The organism is Streptomyces sp. NPDC021562 (genome assembly GCF_040640875.1).
In the GTDB taxonomy this organism is placed as follows: domain Bacteria; phylum Actinomycetota; class Actinomycetes; order Streptomycetales; family Streptomycetaceae; genus Streptomyces.
The window spans coordinates 42,896-63,108 of record NZ_JBFACN010000027.1 but is presented as its reverse complement, the minus strand read 5'-3'; the positions used below and the strand labels follow the sequence as shown (position 1 = coordinate 63,108).

Sequence of the window (20,213 nt, the reverse complement as noted above, 5' to 3'; positions counted from 1 at the left end):
CGATCAGTTTCCAATCCCCGGAGGTACCGTCATGACCGCTCTGAAGGGCGCCAACGTCTTCGTCACCGGCGGCAGCCGGGGCATCGGCAAGGCTCTGGTGGAGGAGCTGTACGCGCGCGGCGCCGGCAAGGTCTACGCCACCGCACGGGACCCGCGCGCCGTCACGCATCCCGACGCCGTTCCCGTGGCGCTGGAAGTCACCGACCCCGCCTCCGTGGCGGCCGCCGCCGCGCAGGCGGGAGACGTCACCGTGCTGATCAACAACGCGGGCGCCTCGGTCGGCGCGTCCTTCCTCGGCTCCCCGGTCGACGACGTACGCCGGGAGTTCGAGACCAACTTCTACGGCCCGCTGCTGCTCACCCGGGCCTTCGTGCCCGTCATCGAGAGCAACGGCGGCGGCCACCTCCTCAACGTGCACTCCGTGCTCTCCTGGCTCGCCCTCGGCGGTTCCTACAGCGCGTCCAAGGCCGCGCTGTGGTCGCAGACCAACTCCCTGCGCCTGGAGCTGCGGCCGCGCGGCATCGCGGTGACCGGCCTGCACGTCGGGTACGTGGACACGGATCTGGCGGCGGACGTCGACGCCCCCAAGTCCGACCCGCGTGACGTCGCCGCCCTCGCCCTGGACGGCGTCGAGAGCGGAGCGTACGAGGTCCTCGCCGACGACATCTCGCGGCAGGTCAAGGCAGGCCTCGCGGGTGACCTCGCGGGCCTGTACCCCCAGTTGGCGAAGTAACCTCCGCGCCCCCGGTGACCGGCTGCCGCGGGTCCGGTCGCCCGGGAGGGCTCCTTCCCGGGCAGGCTCCCTCTCCCTCTCCTCGGGGAGGGGCGGCGAGGGTCGGCGCGGCGACAGGTTCCGGCGTCCGGTGCCGTCGCCTTCAGCCCCTGCCTCCGCTCAGGTTGCCCCAGCGCGGGCCGGTCTTCTTCCACTCCTCGTCCCACTCCGCCAGCCGACGGCGGACGAGCCGTACCCGGATGCCCTTGCCGACGGCCCAGACGGCGGCACCGGCAAGTGGGCCGACGAGGATGCCGGTCAGGGCCGCCTGCACGGTCGCCGCCGTCGCGGAGACGGGTGCGCCGACCACGTGGCCGGCCCGGTCCGCCCAGATCGGCACGCGGGTGCCGGCCGGGGCACCCGCGGGGACGACCGCCTGGCCCGTGTGCACGGAACCGTCAGGGTCGCTCCAGCGCACGGTCGCCCGCACCTGCCAGTCGCCGTACTTCCCGTCGCCCGCCGGGACCGTCGGTGTGCCGTCGGTGACCACGGCGGTCGCGGTGTGGACCTGGGACGCCCGTGCCGCGGACGCCGCGTCGGTGACGCGGGCCGCCGTCGCGCCCGCGAAGACCGCGCAGGCCACGGCGAGTATCCAGCCGACGGCGATGATCCAGCCTTCGATCACGTCGCTGCGCCGCCTGAGCGGATTGCGCCGCCAGTGCCACAGCCGTACCGGGGTGACGGTCGCCGGAGGGGTCTCTGCCATGGCCGCCGCCTCCTCTCAGAGCCCGCGTCGCCCGGCCGGGGCGGGTGGGGCCGCCGTCGCGCGGGGCGCCGGCCCGGGCATCTCCAGGCTGCCGCCCCGCACCCGCGGGGTCTTGGGCCGAGTGGCCCCGGCCCGCTGCCCCGGTAGGCCCCGCGCCGACCGGAGCCGCCTACTCCGCCGGCAGGGGGACATGCCATTCCAGCGTGGTGCCACCGCCGTCGGCACACACGATCTCCAGCGTCCCGCCGAGTTGTTCCGCACGCTCGGCCATGTTCCGCAGCCCGCTGCGGCGGCCGCCGGACGGGATGCCCACGCCGTCGTCGCAGACCGTCAGACGCACCTCGCGGCCGTCGGTGGCCAGCGTGACCGTGGCCCGGTGGGCGTGCGCATGTCGGGCGATGTTGGTCAGCGCCTCGGAGAGCACGGCCACCACATGGTCGCCGGTCTCGCGGGGCACGTCGGTGTCCAGCAGGCCCTCCATGCGCACGCCGGGCGCGAAACCCAGGACCGGTGCGGCCCGGCCGACCGTCTGGACGGCTCGCGCGCGCAGGCCGCCGCCGGCGTCGCCATGGTCCCGGAGGCCGAAGATGGACGACCTGATGATCTTGATGGTCTCGTCCAGGTCGTCGACGGCCCGCAGCACCCGCTCGGACGCCTCCGGGTGATCGATGAAGCGCCCGGCGCTCTGCAGAGTCATCCCGGTGGCGAACAGCCGCTGGATGGCCAGGTCGTGCAGGTCCCGGGCGATCCGGTCGCGGTCCTGGAGCACCGCGATGCGCTGGGCGTCCTGTCGCCGCTCGGCCAGTTCCATCGCGATCGCGGCCTGCGCGGCGAAGCCCTGCAGCATCTCCGTCTCCTTGTGTGCGTAGACCGGCCGCCCGGCTTCGCGGGCCAGCAGCACCACACCGCGCACCCCGCCCTCGCCGGTGCCGATGGGGACGGCCACGGCGGGGCCGAGCCCCTCGAAGCGCGGGGGTTCGGGAGAGACCCGGGCATCGTGGGTGACGTCGTCGCTGACGACCGGTGCCGCGGTGGCGAACGCCAGCCCCATCAGGGTCTCCCGCAGGGGCAGCACCAGACCCCGGTGCGCGTCCGCGTCCAGTCCCACCGCGATCTCGACACCCAGGGACGCGTTGTCCTCCCAGGGCAGGGCGACCGCCGCCAGCGCGGAGCCGGATATCTCCTTGGCGCGCCCCGCGATCAGGTGCAGGGCCTCGGCCCGGCCGCTGCCGGACATCAGACTGTGGGTGATCTCCACGTTCGCCCGCAGCCACCGCTCCCTGAGCCGGGAGTCCTCGTAGAGACGGGCGTTGTCGATCGCCACGCCGGCCGCCACGGCCAGGGTGGCCAGCACCGCCTCGTCCTCCTCGTCGAACTGGAGCCCGCCGCGCTTCTCGGTGAGGTAGAGGTTGCCGAAGACCTGGTCCCGGACCCGGATCGGGACACCCAGGAAGCTGTTCATCGGCGGATGCCGGTCCGGGAAGCCGTAGGAGGCGGCGTGCTGGGAGAGCTTCTCCAGACGCAGCGGCCGCGGATCGCGGATCAGTTCGCCGAGGATGCCGTGGCCCTCGGGCAGCGGCCCGATCGCGGCGACCTGCTCGTCGGTGACCCCGGCGGTGTGGAACGCCGACAGGCTGCCGCCGTCGGGTCCGATGACGCCCAGGGCCGCGTACTCGGCGTCCACCAGGGCCGCGGCGGCCCTGACGATAGAGCGCAGGGCCTGCTCCAGGTCCAGCTCGCGGCCGACGGAGAGGAGCGCCTCCAACAGGCTGTGCACACGGTCCCGGGTCCCCCGGGCAGCGTCCAGCCTGGCCTGCAGCTCGTCCAGCAGCTCGTCGAGTTTCAGCTGCGGCAGCAGGACGCGGAGCTCGTCGGGAGTCTCCACCGCGCTCCTCCTCGGTCCCGGCGCACCGGCCCGGCCTCCTCGGATCGTCTCCACGGTATCCCGCCCCGGCGAAGGACGGCACGCCGAACAGAGGGCAGCCCCTCCGGCGGGGACCGGCCCGGCTCCCGAGCGTGCGCGGGCCGGTCGTGAGGAGCCGGTCAGGGCAGCTCAGGGCCAAGGCCCTCGCCGCCGGACGTCGTGGGCCGCGCGGTCGAGCATGCGCTGTGCCGCGCCTCGCGGGTCCCGGAACGGTCAGGGCGCGTGAGGCGCGCCTCCGGCAGCCGGATCGGGGCCGAGTGTCCGCGTCGAGAGCCGGTCGGCCCCTCCGGACCGGGCGGCCGCCGCCGCAGTCTGTAGGTGCCGCCCTGTGCGGCGCGCACCGCACGGAAGCCCGGAAGAGGACCGGGAGAACCGGGAGAAGACCGGAAGGTGAGGCGGTGTCGATGGACGAGACGCTGTCCCTGGGGCGGATCGCCGGTGTCCGTGTCGGCCTGCACTGGAGCGTACTGGTCATCGTCGTGCTGATCACCACGGCGCTGGCGCACGGCCGCTTCCCGGCCGCGCACCCTGGTCACTCCCCCGTGGCGTACTGGGGCCTCGCCGTCCTGACCGCCGTGGTGTTCCTCGGTTCGCTGCTCGCGCACGAGCTGGCGCATGCCGTGGTCGCCCGGCGCAACGGGGTCGAGGTGGCGGGCATCACGCTGTGGATGCTGGGCGGCGCGGCCCGGCTGCGCGGCGAGGCCTCGTCCCCGGCCGCCGAACTGCGGATCGCCGGCGTGGGCCCGCTCACCAGTCTGCTCGCCGGAGGTGTGCTCGCCGGAGCCGCCGTGGGACTGGACGCACTGCATGCGTCCGGGCTGGTGGTCGAGGCGGTCGCCTGGCTCGCCGCGATCAACGTCCTGCTCGCCGTCTTCAACGCGCTGCCCGCCGCCCCGCTGGACGGGGGCCGACTGCTGCGGGCGTACCTGTGGCACCGCACCGGTGACCGGCTGCGCGCCACCCGGGGTGCCACGGCGGCGGGTCGCGCCCTGGGCTGGTTCATGGTCCTGACCGGGTTCGCGGACGTGCTGTTCGGCGGCCACCTGTCCGGCCTGTGGGCCGCGCTGATCGGCTGGTTCCTCGTCGCCGCCGCCACGGCGGAGTCACGGCAGGCACAGATGCGGGGCGTGCTGGAGGGCGTTCCCGTCCGCCGCGTCATGACACCGGACCCGGTCAGCGTCCCGGCGACGGCGACACTCAGCGACCTCCTGGCCGAAGGCCCCTTCGGCCCCTACCGTCATTCGGCCTTCCCCGTGCTGGCGGTGGACGGTTCGGTCGCCGGTCTGCTCACCATGCGCCGGGTGCAGTCCGTGCCGCCTCGGGCACGTGACCACACGACGGTCCGCGAGGTGATGCGCCCGCTGCCCGACGTCGTGACGGCGACCCCGGACGAGCCGGTTCTCGACGTGCTGCCCCGGTTGCAGGAGAGCCCGGTGCGGCGCGCCCTGGTCCTCGACCGCGGCCGTCTCGCCGGGATCCTCACCCTCGCCGACATCACCCGCGCCCTGACGTGGCCGAGCGCACCGGAAGGCCCTCGGCACGAGCGTCCGCAACCGTCGAAGGGGCATTCGTGACCACGTACCCCCGGGGTCGCCGCACGCGGCGGCCGGTGGGTCCACCGGGGCCCGCCGGAAATGGCACGCACCGGGGCCCACCGGAAATGCGACGTCAGCCGCCGTGCCGGATCTCGATGTGCTTGGCCTCGGCCTTCTCGGCCCCCAGGCCCACGCTGATGGTCAGCATGCCGTCGGTGTAGTCGGCCTTGACGTCGTCCTCGTCGGCGCCGGCCGGCAGGGTCACGCTACGGCTCATGGCACCGTACCGGATCTCGCTGTGGCTCTTGTCGACGTCCCGTTCCGTGCGTTCGGCCTCGACCGTCAGCACCCCGTCGCCGATCACGACGTCGATGTCCTCCGCGGACATACCCGGCAGTTCGGCGCGCATGACGTAGCGGCCGCTCTCCGTGTAGTCCTCGATCCGGACCGCGGGCATCGTCAGCCTGCTGGGAAAGGTCTCAAGCCAGTCCGGCATGTCCGGGAACGGGAACCTCTGCCTGCGTGTCAGTGTGGCCATCGCCGTACCTCCTCGGCGCTCGTCGTGTCCCGACGCGTCCAGTCCAGCTCGCCGGGGCCGCCCCGGCTGGGGCCGAACAGCCCGGATCCGGGTCCCTGAAGTCCCTTTCACGACGGGCCGGGACCAATGGCCCCTGGCAGCGGGTACGCGTCAGGACTTGCATGGGAGCACGGGCACCCGCCGCGCCACCGCAGCGAGGAGGCGAGCACCATGACCGCTCCCGCACCGAGCGACCGCCGTCCCGTGGTGGTCGGTGTCGATGCCGACCCGGCCCAGCGGTCGGCACTGGCCTGGGCGGCCGACGAAGCGGCCCGGCGGCACGTTCCGCTGCGTGCGGTCCACGCCGAGGGCGTGCCGACCCGGGGTCACCGGGGCGGGGCGGTCCCGCCGTCCTGGGAGGAGTGGAACGAGGAACTGCACCGCGGCGGGAAGCAGATCCTCGCGGAGGTGGTGGATTTCGTCGCGGCCAGGGATCCCGGCATCGAGGTGGACGCCGTGCTCGCGGAGGGGGAGCCCGCGTGGGTGCTGCGGGAACAGAGCCGCGACGCCACAGCCGTCGTGCTGGGCTCGCGCCACCTGGGCCGGGCCCGGGAAGTGTTCGGTTCCGCCTCGGTCGCCCTGCCCGTCATGGCACACGCCCGCTGTCCCGTGGTCGTCGTACCGGAACCGGAGCACGTGACGCAGGACCCGGCGTACTACGTGGTCGGCGTCGACGGCAGCGAGCACTCCGCCGCGGCGGTCGACCTGGCCTTCCAGGAGGCCTCGCTGCGCGGAGCCGAGGTGCGGGCGCTGTACGTGTGGCAGCCCGGTCCCCTGCGGATCTTCGACGAGTACGAACCCCAGCAGGAGTGCCGTCGGCTGCTCTCCGAGACGGTGGCCGGCCGCCGGGCCCGCTACCCGGACGTGGAACTACGGCACGAGCTGGTCGTCGGCCATCCGGTGCAGGTGCTCGCCGACGCCTCGGCGCACGCGTTGGGTCTGGTGGTGGGTACCCGTGGACGTGGTGGCTTCACCGGCATGCTGCTGGGCTCGGTCAGTCAGGGCGTCCTGCACCACGCCCGCTGCCCTGTCCTCGCCGTTCCCACAGGGACGTGAAGGCCGGCGTCCCCGACGCAGAGGAGTGACCATGAGCAAGCCCACGTCCGCCGGACGGCGGGCCGGACGCGCCCCCTGCGGCGCCCGGCTGCCGGCGGCGAGCCCGGCCCGGCCGCGGGCGGCGGTCGGTTCCTTCCGCCCGCGCCGGACGGCCCACGACCGGCTGCTCCTGGCGGACGGCACCTGGCGGCACGTGGAGACGATCCGCGTGCGGAGTCTGTTCGGCTGACCCGGTCCCTCGCGCAGGGCACACCGACCCGTTCACGGCACCGCTGCACCCGGGAGACTCCGCGGCGGCCCGTCCGCCTCCTGGGGCCGTACGCCGGTCCCTCGGGGACTTTCGGCCCTGTGCCGCGCGGGGGCTCCGTCCGACAGTGGAGGGTGGAAGACGGACCACCCCAGGAGTGAACGATGTCGCACACAGGTGAGTGGAAGGTACGCCTCCACCTCTTCGAGGAAGACGACGGCACGACCAGGGCACACGTGGTGCTGGACACCGGCACCACGGAACTCTCCGGCAACGGGACGGCGCACTGCCACCCGGCGGACACGAACGTGCCGGAGATCGGGGACGAACTGGCGACGGGCAGGGCCATGAACGATCTCGCCCGGCAGCTGCTGAGCACCGCCGACCGGGACATCCGAGGCATGGCCGGAGCCCGGCCGGACGTCCGGCAGACCTCCGGATGGCCGGTCTGATCCCGGGCGGGCAGGAGATCGCGAACCGGGAAGGAGAGAGGGGCCGATCATGCGAGCGCACCTCGGTGACCAACTCGTCATCGAAACCCCGGCGACCGGCGCCGCCCGGCGCGACGGAGAGATCGTCGGACTCCATCACGACGACGGCACGCCCCCCTACGACGTGCGCTGGTCGGACACGGACCAGGTGACGCTCGTGTTCCCGGGGCCCGACGCCCACGTCCGCCATGTCGAACGCGCACAGCGCGGCCCCGGCCGCGAGGTACCGCCGGAAGCGGCGCAGGCGGACGCGGCGCAGGCCGTACCGCCGACCGGGACGGCCGACCCCGGCGACATCGGCCGACGGGTGGCCGCGCTACGCCGCAGACGAGGACTCAGCCGGGCGGAGGCCGCCCACCGGGCCCGGATGGCCCCCGACTACCTGGCCTACCTCGAAGAACAGCCCGCCGATCCGTCGACGTCGGCCCTGATCAGGCTGGCCGCCGCACTGGGCACCTCGGTCGCCGCCCTGCGCGGCGGAGGCATGGAACTGCCCCCTGGCCAGGGGCGTGCCCTGTTCCGTCCGCTGCTGCGGGACCTCGACGCGGACGAGTGCCGTGCCCTGTTGTCCACGCACGGGGTCGGACGCATCGCGGTGACGTCGGCCGACGGCCGTCCGGCGGTGGTACCGGTCAATTACGAGGTCGTCCACGACGCCATCGTGTTCCGGACCGCCCCCCACTCGGTGGCCGCGTCCGCCGCCGAGACGGAGGTCGCCTTCGAGGTGGACCATGTGGACGAGGCCCTGAGCCGGGGCTGGAGTGTGCTCGCCGTCGGTCCCGCGAGCGTGGTGACGGATCCGGAGGCCGTGCGCGGGCTCACCCTGCGTGCGCACAGCACGCCCTGGGCCGGCGGTGCCCGGGAGATGTGGATCTCGATCAGGCCGACGAGCCTGACGGGCCGTCGGATCACCGCGGCCGATCAGTGAACGGAAGGAGTCCGTGCCGATGGCCGCCGCCACCCTGAACGCGGCGCTTGCGTCCGCGCACCGCGAGCGGCTGATGGAGTGTGCCCGCGAGGTCTCCTTCACGGTGGGGACCCGGCTCTTCGAGGAGGGGCTGCCCGCCGAGCGCTTCTGGGTCGTACGGACCGGAGCCGTCGCCCTGGATCTGCTCGTGCCCGGTCGGCGTCCCGCCGTCGTCGAGACCCTCGGGCGGGGTGACCTGGTCGGCTGGTCCTGGCACTTCCCGCCGTACCTCTGGCAGCTGGGGGCCGAGGCGATGAGCCCGGTGCGGGCCTGGGAGTTCGACGCCCGGGCGGTCCGGGAGACGTGCGCCGAGGACGCCGAGTACGGCCGGGCGATCGCCGTCTGGGTCGGGCGGGTGGTCGCCCGGCGGCTGCAGGCCTCCCGGATCCGCCTGCTCGACCTGTACGCCCCCCACGGAAGCGGTGGGCCGGCGTGACCGTGCGGGGGGACGTGCAGGTGCGGTGCCGTAGCTGGAGGTCTCTACGGCCCGTGGTGGCGTTCGTGCGCCTGTCGCACGGAGACGGCCACGCGTTCCGTCAGCTCGGGCAGGGCGGAGCGCACCGCGTCGCTCAGATGCTCGCCGAGTCCGAGGTCGGCCGCCTCCACGGCGTGCACCACGAGCCGCGGCGGCATGCGGTCGAGGGTCTCCGCCAGGGCCAGGCACTCCCCCAGACCCAGGCTGTGCGTGCTCGCCGTGGCCCTGGCGTGCCCGGCGGCCTCCGCGGGTGTCAGTGTGCGCAGCTCACCGGGCCGGCCCGGGCGGCTGCACAGTGCTTCCACGATGATCACGGTGTCCGCGTCGCGCCACAGCTCGAGCAGCCTGGCGGGCTCGCCGTCGCTGACCGCCAGCACGGTTTCGTCGGGCACCCGGCCCCGCAGTGCCTCCACCACCGCCGGGCCGATCCCGTCGTCACCGCGCAGCGGGTTGCCCACGCCGACCACCACGACCCGCGGGCTCATGCGTGTTCCACGGTCACGTCGAGGAAGTGGGCGGCGCAGGAGATGCAGGGGTCGTGGTTACGGATGGCACGCTCGCACACATGGATGAGTTCGTCGTCGTCAGCGGGAGGACCGTCCCGGTCCAGGCACGACTGGACCGCCCTGCGGACGTCCTCCTCGACGGCCCTCTGGTTCTGGGCGGTGGGCGGGACGATGCGGGCCCCGGTGAGCGTACCGTCGCCGGCGAGGGCGTAGCGGTGGTAGAGCAGGCCGCGGGGCGCCTCGGTCGCTCCCACGCCGACCGCCTCACGCGGCGGTACGTCGACGGCGGGCCGGGGAGGGCGTTCGTAGCCGTCGATGATGCGCAGGGCTTCTTCGAGGGCGTGGACGACCTCGACGGCACGTACGACGATGCTCCGGAAGGGGTTGTCGCAGACGGCGCCCGCCGTCGGATCACCCAGCCCGGCGTCCCGCGCCGCGTCGGCCGCCACGGGGTGCAGCCAACGGCCGTTGATCGCATAGCGGGCCAGCGGTCCGGTCAGGAAACGGCGGCCGTCCAGGGTGGCGGTGAGCGCGGTGGAATGCGGTACCTGCTCCTCGCGTACGTGCTCTTCGAAGTCGGACAGGGGGAACCGGCGGGGCGCCGGGTCCAGGACCGTGGGCGTCCCGGCGTCGATGGCGTAGCGGCCGGGTTCGCTGAGTGCGAGCAGGGCGTGGTCGCACACGGCGTCGGGAAAGTCGAACGCCGCCACCCAGCGGACCGTCTCCAGCGCGTCGGCCCGTGCCTGACGCAGCCGGTCCGCCAGGGGCCCGAGTTCGTCGGGTGCCGGGGTCCGGTGGAAGCCGCCGATCCGGATGTTGACCGGATGGACGGGTCGCCCGCCGAGCTGTTCGAGGATCGCGTTGCCGGCCTGCTTGACGCGTAGACCTCGTTCGACGGCCGCGCGCTGGTCGCGGGCGAGTTCCACGACGTCCGCGCGGCCCAGGAAGTCCGGGGCGTGCAGGAGGTGGATGTGCAGGGCGTGGCTCTCGATCCACTCGCCGCAGTAGAGCAGGCGGCGCAGGTCCGCGAGGGGGCCGTCCACCGTGACCCCGCAGGCGTTCTCGATCGCCTGGCAGGCGCTCATCTGGTAGGCGACCGGGCAGATGCCGCAGATGCGGGAGGTGATGTCGGGGGGCTCGGCGTGGCCCCGGCCGGTCAGGAGTGCCTCGAAGAAGCGGGGCGGTTCGTAGATGCGCAGCCGTGTCCCGGTGACCGAACCGTCCTCGACGCGCAGGTGGAGGGCCGCCTCGCCCTCCACCCTGGCCAGCGCGTCCAGCCGCAGGACGCGGGTTCCGCGAGGCTTCATACCGGCCTTTCGGGACGGGTTCGCGAGCCGCGCGGGGAGCGGTGGCACTCCTCGGCCGCGAGTTCGGGTACGGGGGCATGTTCCGGCGCCGTGGCGTTGAAGGTGCGGAAGACACGCTGGATGTCCCGCTCGCTCATCCCGTCGCGGTGCAGCTGGGCGACCATGGACCGCAGATTGGGCTGTGGGGAGGGGCCGAAGCAGCCGTAGCAGCCGCGTCCGTAGGCGGGGCAGATCGCGCCGCATCCGGCGTGCGTGACGGGGCCGAGGCAGGGTGTCCCGTGGGCGACGGTGACGCAGGTGGTGCCGCGACGCTTGCACTCGAAGCACACGCTGTGGCTCGGGATCCGCGGCTTGCGCCCGGCCAGGTAGGCGGTGATCACCTCGAGGAGCTGGCGCCGGTCGATGGGGCAACCGCGCAGCTCGAAGTCGACCGGCACGTGCGCCGAGATCGGTGTCGAGGTGCCGAGCGTGGAGATGTACTCCGGGCGGGCGTAGACCGCCGCGAGGAACTCGTCTACGTCGGCGAAGTCACGCAGGGCCTGGATGCCCCCGGCGGTGGCGCAGGCTCCGATGGTCACCAGGTACCGGGAGACACGGCGGACGTGCCGGATCCGCTCGGCGTCCTCGGGGGTGGTGATCGACCCCTCGACGAGGGAGAGGTCGTAGGGCCCCCGGCCCGCCTGGTGTGCGCGCTCCCCGTCGGTGCCGCCCTCGGCGGAGGTCATCTCCAGGAAGTGGTCGATCCGCAGCCGGTCGGCGAGGGCGAGGAGTTCGTCCTCGCAGTCGAGCAGGGTGAGCTGGCAGCCGTCGCAGGAGGCGAACTTCCACACGGCGAGCGTGGGCCGGTGGCCGGGGACCGGGGCGGGTGCGGCGACCATGTCACAGCTCCCTCACCAGGAGCAGCCGCGCCACGCGGTCGTAGCGTACGACGGGACCGTCCCGGCACAGCAGGAGCGGGCCGAGCTGGCAGTGGCCGCAATGGCCGGTGGCGCAGCGCATGTTCCGTTCGAGGGACACCTGGAGGCGGTCCGGGGCCAGTCCCCGGGCCAGGAGGTCGCGTGCCGTGTGCCGCATCATCGCTTCGGGCCCGCACACCAGCGCGTGCGTCCGATCGGGGCGCAGGTCCAGGCGGTCCAGGAGGGTGGTGACCACGCCGACCGCGCCGCGCCAGCCGGGGCCCGGACGGTCGACGGCCACCGCCACCCCCGCCGGGCCTCGCCAGCTCTCGATCTCGTCCCGGTAGACCAGGTCGGCCGGGGTACGGGCGCCCACCAGGACCGCGAACCGACCGTATGCGTCCCGCCGGTGCAGGACGGCGTGCACGACCGGCCGGAGCGGGGCCAGACCGATGCCTCCGGCGATCACCAGCAGGTCCTGCCCGGCCGCCGCCGTCAGGTCCCAGCCGGTGCCGTAGGGCCCGCTGAGACCTGCGGTCTCCCCCGGCCGTAGCCGGAACAGCGCGGACGAGACCGCGCCCACGGCACGCACGGTGTGCACCAGACCGCCCCGGGGACCGCGCAGGGCGCTGACCGAGACGGGTACCTCGCCGACCCCGAAGGCGTAGATCATCGCGAACTGTCCCGGTGCGAACGGCGGCAGTCCGGGACCGGCCGGGACCAGTTCGATGGAGCGGGTGTCGGCGGTCTCCGCCCAGGTGCCGGCGACCCGGTACGGCAGCGGAGGAGCCACGGTGGTCACGGCCGCGCCTCTCCCGAGCGTGTCCAGTCGTGCAGGGCGGCGGCCTCCTCCGTGATGTCGATGCCGACCGGGCACCACACGATGCAGCGTCCGCATCCCACACAGCCCGACGAGCCGAACTGGTCGTACCAGGTGCCGAGTTTGTGGGTCATCCACTGCCGGTAGCGGCTGCGCGCGGAGGCGCGGACCGGGCCGCCGTGCAGCTGGGAGAAGTCCAGGTCGAAGCACGAGTCCCACAGCCGCCAGCGCTCCGCGTGGTCTCCGGTGAGGTCGGTGACGTCCTCGGTCGTGGTGCAGAAGCAGGTGGGGCACACCATGGTGCAGTTGCCGCAGGTCAGGCACCGCCCGGCGACGTCGTCCCAGCGGGGCGCGTCGAGCGTGCCGGCCATCAGTTCCCGGAGGTCGGTCTCGGGCATGGTGCGGCCCATGCGGTGCGCGGCGTCCGCGACGCCCGCGCGGGCCGTCTCGCGGGTTTCCGGGTCGGCCGGGCGGACCGGCAGTCCGGTCAGGATCGCGGCGCCTTCCGCGCTGCCGCTGCGGATCCAGAAACGGTGCCCGGTCCCGTCCACCACCTCGGTCATGGCCAGGTCGTAGCCGGGGCCGGCGGCGGGGCCGCTGCCCATCGAGACGCAGAAGCAGGTCGCACCGGGTTCCGTGCACTCGACCACGATCAGCAGCGCTCCGTCCCGCCGTCCCTCGTAGCCGGGGTCGCGGTGCGTCCCACCGGTCAGCACCCGGTCCTGGACGGCGATGGCCCGCAGGTCGCACGGGCGCACGCCGAGGAAGGCGTAGCGCGGGGGCGTGGGCCGGTCGGCCGCGATGACCAGCCCGTCCTCCGTCCGGTCGGCGCTCCACTCCCGCACCCGTGGCGGGTGCAGGAACGGCTTCCAGGACTGCGGGCCCGCCGCGTGCGCGAAGGCCGCCCCGTCGGACCGCTCACGCAGCCGGTAGCGCCCCGCCTCCAGCTCGACGCCCCAGCCGTACGGCAGCTCGTCGGCCGACCGCAGCTCCGCGAGGACGATCGCGTCGTCCCGCACCGTGGGTCCCACGACCGTGTACCCACGGCTGATCAGCGCGTCCACCAGCGCCGCCATGCCGTCCTTGCCCATGACGAACCCGTCGGACCGCGGAGCGGCCGGGGAGGCGTTCACATCGGTGCCGACGGTCATGACCGACCTCCTTCGGCACGAAGCCCTTCCGTGGTCATCGTCTCAAGCGCTGGTCAGGCGTGCCACCGAGGACACCGGGGGGCTCAGGCAGTCGTGAGCCCTCCGGCTGCGTCGGCCCGCGACGCGAGGGAGCATGGCCCCTGGGGGGGGGACCACGCGGCCGGGAAGACCCCACCCTCGGCCCTGTCGAGTGAAGTGGTGCCGATATGTCCGATACTTCGCAGAGCCCAGCCTGGCGGCGGATCCCCGAGGACGTGGCCGGTGCGGCGGTCACGGTGGCGCGCGCCGCCGGGCACGCGGTCCGCCACCCGAAGAGCACGGTCGAGCGCGCCCGCCGGCTGCCGGACATCGTGCCGGCGCTCGGCGACGCGGCGAAGCCGATCCTGACCGGGCGCGTGGACGACTGGCGTGGCGAGTACGCCTACACCCTCGGTGAGCAGGCGTTCGTCTACGGCTTTCCGTACATCTACAACGCCCGGCTGAGGCACGACTGGGTGACCCAGCCGCGGAACCCCTCGACGGTTCCCTACGCGCCCGTCAACCACTTCTGGCACGCCGAGCGGCTGCTGGACGCGACGTACCGGGACGGCGGCTGCCCCAACAACGACACCCTGTACTCGGCGGCCTGGGTGGACCTCGGCAGCGAGCCGGTCGTTCTCTCCCATCCCGACATGGGCGACCGGTACTTCACCTTCGAACTGGTGGGGATCACCTCCGACAACTTCGACTACGTCGGCCAGCGCACCACCGGTTCCGACGCCGGTCACTTCGCCCTCGTGGGCCCGACATGGCAGGGCGGGCTGCCCGTCGGCGTGCGGCGCCTGAAGAAGGCGCCCAGCCCCTGGGTCCTCGTCCTCGGACGCACCCTCGTCGACGGCCCCGAGGACGTGCCGCGTGTCCGGGAACTCCAGGAGCGGTACCGGCTCACCCCGCTCAGCCTGTTCGGCGAGCCGGACGCGGAGCTCCCCGAGAGCCGCGACGTCCTGACGCCGATCACGGCGGAGGAGGATCCCCTCGGGCCGTGGAAGACCCTCAACGCGATGCTGGCCGAGAACCCTCCGCCCTCCCGTCACCAGGTCCTCCTCCAGCAGTTCGCCCAGATCGGGGTGGGCCCCGGCCTCGACGTCGAGGCCCAGCCCGACGCGGTGAAACGAAGCCTGGCCCGGGCCGCCGCGGTCGGCGTGCCCCTGCTCAGGCAGCAGCTCCTGAGCGGCGACTGGGCCCGCCTCGTCCACGGCTGGCGGTACCCGCCTCCGCAGATGGGGCGCTTCGGCGACGACTTCCTCAAGCGTGCCGCGGACCAGTCGCTGATCGGCGTCGCCGCGAACGACCCCGCCGAGGCGGTCTACCTGCTCAACTTCGACGACGCCGACGGCCACACACTGGCCCCCGACGGCCGGTACGAACTGCGCTTCGCCGCCGACGCGCTGCCCCCGGTCGACGCCTTCTGGTCGCTCACCGCCTACGGCGAGGACATGAACCTCGTCCCGAACCCGGCCGACCGCTACTCGGTGGGCGACCGCAGCGCCGGTCTGCGGTGGGACGCGGACGGCGGACTGACCATCCACCTGCAGAACGAGCCGCCCGACCAGGCCGGGGAAGCCAACTGGCTGCCCACCGCGAAGGAGGGCGGCTGGTTCGTGGCCCTGCGCATGTACCGGCCACGCCCGGAGGTCACCGACGCGACCTGGGAGTGTCCTCCGCTGACCCGCATCGCCTGACGTCCTGGCACGTCCGCGGGCGCGGGCCGCCAGGTGCTCGGGAACCGGAAGCGGAGGAGCGCGTGTCGTCGCGCCGCCAGGCGTGGTCCCGGTGACCGAGACCACGCCGGCAACCTGACCAGTTCCTTGTCGGCCCCTGCCGTCGCGTCGCCGACCGGGCTCAGTCGTGCGGGACGACGGCGACGGGGCAGCGGCCGTGGTGGATGGCGGCCTGCGCCACAGGACCCAGGTGGGGTGCCGGACCGAGACGGTGCGCGGGCCGGCCGACGACCAGCAGCGCGGCGCCTTCGGCCGCCTGCACGACGGCCCTGGCCGGGCTGTCGAGACCGATGCCGTCGGCCACGTCCACCCGCGGGTACTTCTCGCGCCACGGTTGGAGCGCCTTGCTCAGCTGCTTCCGCACGTCCCGTGTCATCTCTCCGGCGATGTCCTGGTCCACCCCCCAGGGCACCCGGGCATGGAGCGGAACGCTTCGGCCGTGGACGGCCAGCAGCGGAACGTTGCGGGCCGCGGCGGAGTGGAAGGCGAAGTCGAGCAGGTCGTCGCAGGACCCGCGCAGTTTCAGGGCCACGACCACGCGGCCCGGGACGGCTGAGGACGGTGCCTCGTCCCGGCGCCCGGCACGGACGAGGACCACCGGCCGCTCGGCCCGTGCGACCACGGGCATGCTGACGTCACCCAGGAAGTAGCTCTGCACGGACTCCAGACCTCGTGAACCGAGCACGGTCATCTCCGACTCGGACGCCGCTTCCAGGAGGGCGTTCTGCGCGTCGTCGGCGACGAGGCTGGTGACGACGGGCAGCGCCGGGTGCAGGGCCTGGAGTTCCGTCTGCGCGTCGTGGACGAGCCGCTTCGACCAGTAGTTCTGGTCGAACTCCGCGGCCACACGGGTCGGTTCGGGGGCCAGCGTCGGCCACGCGTGCAGAAGACGCAGGGTGAGCCTGCGGTCGTCGGCCTCGTCGGCCGCCCAGCGGGCGGCGGCGAGACTCTCGGGCGATCCGTCGAGGCCCACGGTGACGACGGGTTGCATGGCGGCGCCCTCCGTCTCCCAGGAAGCGTGCTCTCCCTTTCGAGGATCCCCCCGGCGCCCTGCCCGCCGCACGCGCAGGACGGAACCCCGATCGCGGTACCCGGGACGAGAGCGCCGTACGGCCGGCCACGGGGAGCGTCAGGGTGTCCGCCGACAGCGGGGTTCAGCCGCCCCGCCGTACCCGGGCCGCCTCACGGGCCTCCGCGAGCTTGCGGGCCTCGCTGGTCCTGCGGGACGGCCTGCCCCCGGAGCCGCCCTTCGTGTCCTTGGTGCTGCCCAGGCCGCGGAACGGGGCGTTGTGGTTCTTGGGGCGCGGTGCGGCCGGCCCGTCGTCGAGGGGCTTGCCGGAGGGGGCCCTGGCGCCGGTGATCCGGCTCAGCTCCGCCTCGCCCGACCGCACTCGGGTGACCTCGGGGACGACGTCGGCGGCCGCCATGACCTGGCTCGTCTCGCGGCGCTGTCCCGACAGGGCGAGGGTCACGACGGTGCCGGAGCGGCCGGCCCGGGCTGTGCGGCCGGCGCGGTGCAGATAGTCCTTCGGATCGGTGGCGGGGTCGACGTTGACCACGAGGTCGAGGTCGTCGACGTGCAGGCCGCGTGCGGCGACGTTCGTCGCCACCAGTGCGGTGACCTGCCCGTTCCTGAACTGTGCCAGGGTCCGGGTGCGCTGCGGCTGGGACTTCCCGCTGTGCAGGGCCCCGGCGGCCACACCGCTGGCCCGCAGGTGCCGCGTGAGCAGGTCGACGCCGTGCTTGGTGTCCAGGAACAGCAGGACCCGGCCGTGCCGGGCGGCGATCTCCGTGGTCACCGCGTACCGGTCGGGGCCGTGCACGACGAAGACGTGGTGGTCGATCGCGGGGGCCGCGCCGGTGGCGGGGTCCACGGAGTGGACGGCGGGGTCGCGCAGGTGGCGCCGCACCAGTTGGTCGACGTCGCGGTCGAGGGTGGCGGAGAACAGCATCCGCTGCCCGTCGGGTCGCACCTGCTCCAGGGCCGCGGTGACCTGTGGCAGGAACCCCATGTCGCACATCTGGTCGGCCTCGTCCAGGACCGTGATGCGTACCTGTCCGAGTCCGCAGCCCTTGCGTTCAATGAGGTCGTGGAGGCGGCCGGGGGTGGCGACGACGATCTCGGCGCCGTCCCGCAGCACGGCGGCCTGCCGTCCGAGGGACACTCCGCCCACGACGGTCGCGAGCCGCAGCCGCAGCGCCTCGGCGTAGGGGGTGAGCGCCTCGCCGACCTGCTGCGCCAGCTCCCTGGTGGGCACCAGGACGAGCGCGAGCGGCTCCCGCGGCCGCGCGCGCCGCCCGGCCGTGCGGGCGAGCATGCCCAGGCCGAAGGCGAGCGTCTTGCCGGATCCGGTGCGGCCCCGGCCCAGCACGTCCCGGCCCGCGAGCACAGGGGGCAGCGTCGCCGCCTGGACGGGGAAGGGCACCGTCACACCCTGCTCGTCGAGCACCCGCAGGATCTCGGCCGGGAGGCCCAGCTCGGCGAAGGACGCCGCCGGAGGCAGGGCCGCGGTGGCACCCGGCGCCTCGTCCTGCCGCCGGGCGTCGGCACGTGCAGATTCGCTCACAGAGAGCCTTCCTCCGAAGGGACCGTACCGAGGAAGGCGCGGTGGGGATCCGGCCGCCGACCGGCCCCGAAGCGGGCGCCGGCACAGCGGCACTGCAAAACCTCAAAGCTAGCACAGGGCAGAACCGGGTCAGCCCGTCGGAGTGTTGTAGTTGACGATTCCCTCCACCATGAGGGCGACCGCACCGGCCAACGGGCTGACCCCTCCCGTGCCCACGACCTCGGGCAGCCTGTGCGCCTCGCTCTCGGTGACGGCCACCATCCCCCAGAACGCGTTGAAGCCCGACGGGTCCGCCGGCTTGTCGGTGGCCGCCCCCACGGTCAGGACGCCGCCCGCCTCGGACACGGCCAACGCGCCCATCTGCCGCAGCGTGTCGTGGTCCCGTTCCTCGGCGGCCACCACGCTCCAGCCCGCCGTCTCGGCATGCCGCAGGGCGTCGAGGAGCCGGCCCGGCGCGTCCGGGCCGGCGACAACGATGTCGGGCAGGACGAGGGCCACCGGCCCCTGTGTCATCGGCAGGGCGGACCGGATCGCCCCGTCGAGACCGGGTCCGAACGACTCGTCCTGGTACACGAAGACCATCTGGAACGTGTCGGCATAGCGGGCGAGATAGCTCACCGTGTCCAGCTTGTGCGTCGCGAACACGACGACCAGGCGCACCGTGAGTCCGCTCTTGGCGAGTTCGACGACGGCTTCCAGGCTGCGGTCCAGGACGGTGACCCCGGGGGCCAGACAGTGCAGTTCCTTCGGATAGGGAGCTCCGAAACGTGTTCCGTATCCGGCGCAGGGCAGTATGACCGAGACATCGGGTACGGGTGTGGACGAACTCTGCATCGCGTGGCACTCCGGTCGTGTGGCCGATGGGGATCTTGCACACCTCACCGAGCACAGACTGCCCAGAGCCGGCCGACGCCGAACCTCCGGCCCGGTTGCGCGCCGCGGCCACCAGGACCCCGTCACCGGTACCTCCCGAAGACCCAATTCTGCGCCGAAATAGCCGAGTTGGCCCGCGTGCGCGAGCGCGGCGGCGTGACGCGACGATCACCCACGCCTGCCGCCGTGCGACCTACACTGCTGCCGCCGGCCCCAACGAAAGCCGATGAAAGAGGACGCCCGATGCGCGTGCTGTTGTCTACCTACGGGACACGTGGCGACGTCGAGCCGCTGGTGGCGCTCGCGGTGCGGCTGCGGGCGCTCGGCGCGGAGGTGCGGATGTGCGCCCCGCCGGACGAGGAGTTCGCCGAGCGGCTCGCAGGCATCGGAGTGCGGCTGGTGCCGGTCGGGCCCCCGGTCCGGGAGCTGATGCGCGGGAAGACCCTGCCGTCGGCGGCGGAACTGGCCCGCTACCGCGACGAGTTGGTGGAGACCCAGTTCGACACCTTCCCGGCGGCGTTCGACGGATGTGACGTGGTGGTGGCCGCGGGCCTGGGGCAGGTCGCCGCTCGGTCCGTGGCCGAGGCAGCGGACATCCGCTACGTGTACGTGAGTTACGCGGCCGTCCACCTGCCGTCGCCGCACCACGCGCCACCACCGCGGCCGGGCTGGCCGGAGCCCGGGGCCGCCGACAACCGGACGCTGTGGGAGTCGGACGCCCGGAGCGTCGACGCGCAGTTCGCGGAGGCACTCAACGGCCACCGGGCGGCGCTCGGTCTGCCACCGGTGGGCGCCGTGCGCGACCACATCCTCACCGCCCGGCCGTGGTTGGCGGCGGACCCGGTCCTCGGAGCGTGGCCCGGGGCCCCCGGCCTCGACGTCGTACAGACGGGCGCCTGGACCCTCGCGGACGAACGCCCGCTCCCGGCGGACCTGGAGAGCTTCCTGGACGCGGGCGCCCCGCCGGTCTACGTGGGCTTCGGCAGCATGTCCCCGGCGGATGGCATCGGCGGCATGGCCGTCGAGGCGATCCGCGCCCTGGGCCACCGCGTCCTGGTGTCCCGCGGCTGGGCGGACCTGGATCTCGTCGACGACGGGGACGACTGCTTCGCCATCGGCGAGGTCAGCCATCAGAACCTGTTCCGCAAGGTGGCGGCCGTCGTCCACCACGGTGGCGCGGGCACGACGCTGACGGCGGCGCGGGCCGGCACGCCGCAGGTGGTGATACCTCTCCAGCTGTCGGACAACCCGTACTGGGCGGGCCGGGTGGCGGCGCTGGGCCTCGGTGCGGCCCTCGACGCCCCGACCACGACCGTCGCGTCCCTGGGCGCCGCCCTCGAGTCGGCCCTGTCGCCCGAGACCGGGGCGCGCGCGAAGGCCCTGGCGAGCCGACTCCGCACCGACGGGGCGGAGGTGGCCGCACGCCGGCTGGTCGACGAGTCACGGTGAGCCACTTCCAGGCAAATCCCTCGATATCGCGCACCGAGCGCAAACGGCACGCCGCCACGGAATGGGTGTGGCGTTGGTCACCGTTGACCATTCAATCGAAGCGCATTTAGCATCGACGGAAATGAGCCCCCACT

General features: G+C 73.5%; 20 protein-coding genes. 9 read left to right on the top strand and 11 right to left on the bottom strand.

The window, feature by feature from the left end; all coding sequences use genetic code 11:
• Positions 1-31 precede the first annotated feature (31 nt).
• Positions 32-733, top strand: a complete 702-nt coding sequence (locus AB0G52_RS32800; RefSeq protein ID WP_132887335.1) for an SDR family oxidoreductase — start codon at positions 32-34, stop codon at positions 731-733.
• 142 nt (positions 734-875) lie between these two features.
• On the opposite strand, the gene AB0G52_RS32795 is transcribed toward AB0G52_RS32800, so the two are convergent.
• Positions 876-1,478 (bottom strand): hypothetical protein, encoded by a 603-nt coding sequence (locus AB0G52_RS32795; protein ID WP_132887334.1) that lies wholly within the window; start codon positions 1,476-1,478, stop codon positions 876-878.
• Positions 1,479-1,647: 169 nt separating this feature from the next.
• Complete coding sequence (locus AB0G52_RS32790) at positions 1,648-3,363, bottom strand: GAF domain-containing sensor histidine kinase (RefSeq protein ID WP_361341386.1); 1,716 nt, start codon at positions 3,361-3,363, stop codon at positions 1,648-1,650.
• Positions 3,364-3,806: 443 nt separating this feature from the next.
• On the opposite strand from AB0G52_RS32790, the gene AB0G52_RS32785 reads away from it, so the two are divergent.
• Positions 3,807-4,976 (top strand): site-2 protease family protein, encoded by a 1,170-nt coding sequence (locus AB0G52_RS32785; RefSeq protein WP_132887332.1) that lies wholly within the window; start codon positions 3,807-3,809, stop codon positions 4,974-4,976.
• Between the two features lie 94 nt (positions 4,977-5,070).
• On the opposite strand, the gene AB0G52_RS32780 is transcribed toward AB0G52_RS32785, so the two are convergent.
• Entirely contained in the window at positions 5,071-5,475 is a 405-nt protein-coding gene (locus tag AB0G52_RS32780) for an Hsp20/alpha crystallin family protein (RefSeq protein WP_132887331.1), read from the bottom strand.
• Positions 5,476-5,685: 210 nt separating this feature from the next.
• Here AB0G52_RS32780 and AB0G52_RS32775 point away from each other — a divergent pair, with 210 nt between their 5' ends.
• From AB0G52_RS32775 to AB0G52_RS32755, 5 genes are all read left to right on the top strand, one after another.
• Positions 5,686-6,570, top strand: a complete 885-nt coding sequence (locus AB0G52_RS32775) for a universal stress protein (protein ID WP_132887330.1) — start codon at positions 5,686-5,688, stop codon at positions 6,568-6,570.
• Between the two features lie 31 nt (positions 6,571-6,601).
• On the top strand, positions 6,602-6,799 hold the full coding sequence (locus tag AB0G52_RS32770) for a hypothetical protein (RefSeq protein ID WP_132887329.1): 198 nt from the start codon (positions 6,602-6,604) through the stop codon (positions 6,797-6,799).
• Positions 6,800-6,981: 182 nt separating this feature from the next.
• Positions 6,982-7,269: a DUF1876 domain-containing protein gene (locus AB0G52_RS32765; RefSeq protein WP_132887328.1), complete on the top strand. Its 288-nt coding sequence runs from the start codon at positions 6,982-6,984 to the stop codon at positions 7,267-7,269.
• A 49-nt stretch (positions 7,270-7,318) separates the two neighbouring features.
• Positions 7,319-8,236, top strand: a complete 918-nt coding sequence (locus tag AB0G52_RS32760; protein ID WP_361341379.1) for a pyridoxamine 5'-phosphate oxidase family protein — start codon at positions 7,319-7,321, stop codon at positions 8,234-8,236.
• A gap of 19 nt (positions 8,237-8,255) precedes the next feature.
• Complete coding sequence (locus AB0G52_RS32755; RefSeq protein WP_361341376.1) at positions 8,256-8,711, top strand: cyclic nucleotide-binding domain-containing protein; 456 nt, start codon at positions 8,256-8,258, stop codon at positions 8,709-8,711.
• A 44-nt stretch (positions 8,712-8,755) separates the two neighbouring features.
• On the opposite strand, the gene AB0G52_RS32750 is transcribed toward AB0G52_RS32755, so the two are convergent.
• The 5 genes from AB0G52_RS32750 to AB0G52_RS32730 are packed head-to-tail and all read right to left on the bottom strand — an operon-like array spanning position 8,756 to position 13,430.
• Positions 8,756-9,235: a hydrogenase maturation protease gene (locus AB0G52_RS32750; protein WP_361341373.1), complete on the bottom strand. Its 480-nt coding sequence runs from the start codon at positions 9,233-9,235 to the stop codon at positions 8,756-8,758.
• Positions 9,232-10,563, bottom strand: coding sequence for a nickel-dependent hydrogenase large subunit (locus AB0G52_RS32745; protein WP_361341370.1), 1,332 nt, complete (start codon positions 10,561-10,563; stop codon positions 9,232-9,234). Before AB0G52_RS32745 ends, AB0G52_RS32750 begins: the two co-directional genes overlap by 4 nt.
• The gene (locus AB0G52_RS32740; RefSeq protein WP_361341367.1) at positions 10,560-11,441 is read right to left on the bottom strand and encodes an oxidoreductase; all 882 of its coding nucleotides are present in this window, start codon (positions 11,439-11,441) and stop codon (positions 10,560-10,562) included. Before AB0G52_RS32740 ends, AB0G52_RS32745 begins: the two co-directional genes overlap by 4 nt.
• A gap of 1 nt (position 11,442) precedes the next feature.
• A complete protein-coding gene (locus AB0G52_RS32735) occupies positions 11,443-12,261 on the bottom strand; it encodes an FAD/NAD(P)-binding protein (protein WP_361341364.1) in 819 nt (272 codons plus the stop codon).
• Positions 12,258-13,430 (bottom strand): 4Fe-4S dicluster domain-containing protein, encoded by a 1,173-nt coding sequence (locus tag AB0G52_RS32730; protein ID WP_361341361.1) that lies wholly within the window; start codon positions 13,428-13,430, stop codon positions 12,258-12,260. Before AB0G52_RS32730 ends, AB0G52_RS32735 begins: the two co-directional genes overlap by 4 nt.
• Before the next feature lie 206 nt (positions 13,431-13,636).
• Here AB0G52_RS32730 and AB0G52_RS32725 point away from each other — a divergent pair, with 206 nt between their 5' ends.
• Positions 13,637-15,151 (top strand): DUF1254 domain-containing protein, encoded by a 1,515-nt coding sequence (locus AB0G52_RS32725; RefSeq protein ID WP_361341358.1) that lies wholly within the window; start codon positions 13,637-13,639, stop codon positions 15,149-15,151.
• Between the two features lie 160 nt (positions 15,152-15,311).
• Here AB0G52_RS32725 and AB0G52_RS32720 read toward each other — a convergent pair whose 3' ends face one another.
• The 3 genes from AB0G52_RS32720 to AB0G52_RS32710 form a co-directional block, all read right to left on the bottom strand.
• Positions 15,312-16,181, bottom strand: coding sequence for a universal stress protein (locus AB0G52_RS32720; RefSeq protein WP_132887319.1), 870 nt, complete (start codon positions 16,179-16,181; stop codon positions 15,312-15,314).
• A 163-nt stretch (positions 16,182-16,344) separates the two neighbouring features.
• Positions 16,345-17,757 (bottom strand): DEAD/DEAH box helicase, encoded by a 1,413-nt coding sequence (locus AB0G52_RS32715; protein WP_361341354.1) that lies wholly within the window; start codon positions 17,755-17,757, stop codon positions 16,345-16,347.
• Positions 17,758-17,886: 129 nt separating this feature from the next.
• The gene (locus AB0G52_RS32710; RefSeq protein ID WP_361341351.1) at positions 17,887-18,591 is read right to left on the bottom strand and encodes an NTP transferase domain-containing protein; all 705 of its coding nucleotides are present in this window, start codon (positions 18,589-18,591) and stop codon (positions 17,887-17,889) included.
• Between the two features lie 282 nt (positions 18,592-18,873).
• On the opposite strand from AB0G52_RS32710, the gene AB0G52_RS32705 reads away from it, so the two are divergent.
• A complete protein-coding gene (locus AB0G52_RS32705) occupies positions 18,874-20,079 on the top strand; it encodes a glycosyltransferase (protein WP_361341348.1) in 1,206 nt (401 codons plus the stop codon).
• The last annotated feature ends 134 nt before the right edge of the window (positions 20,080-20,213 follow it).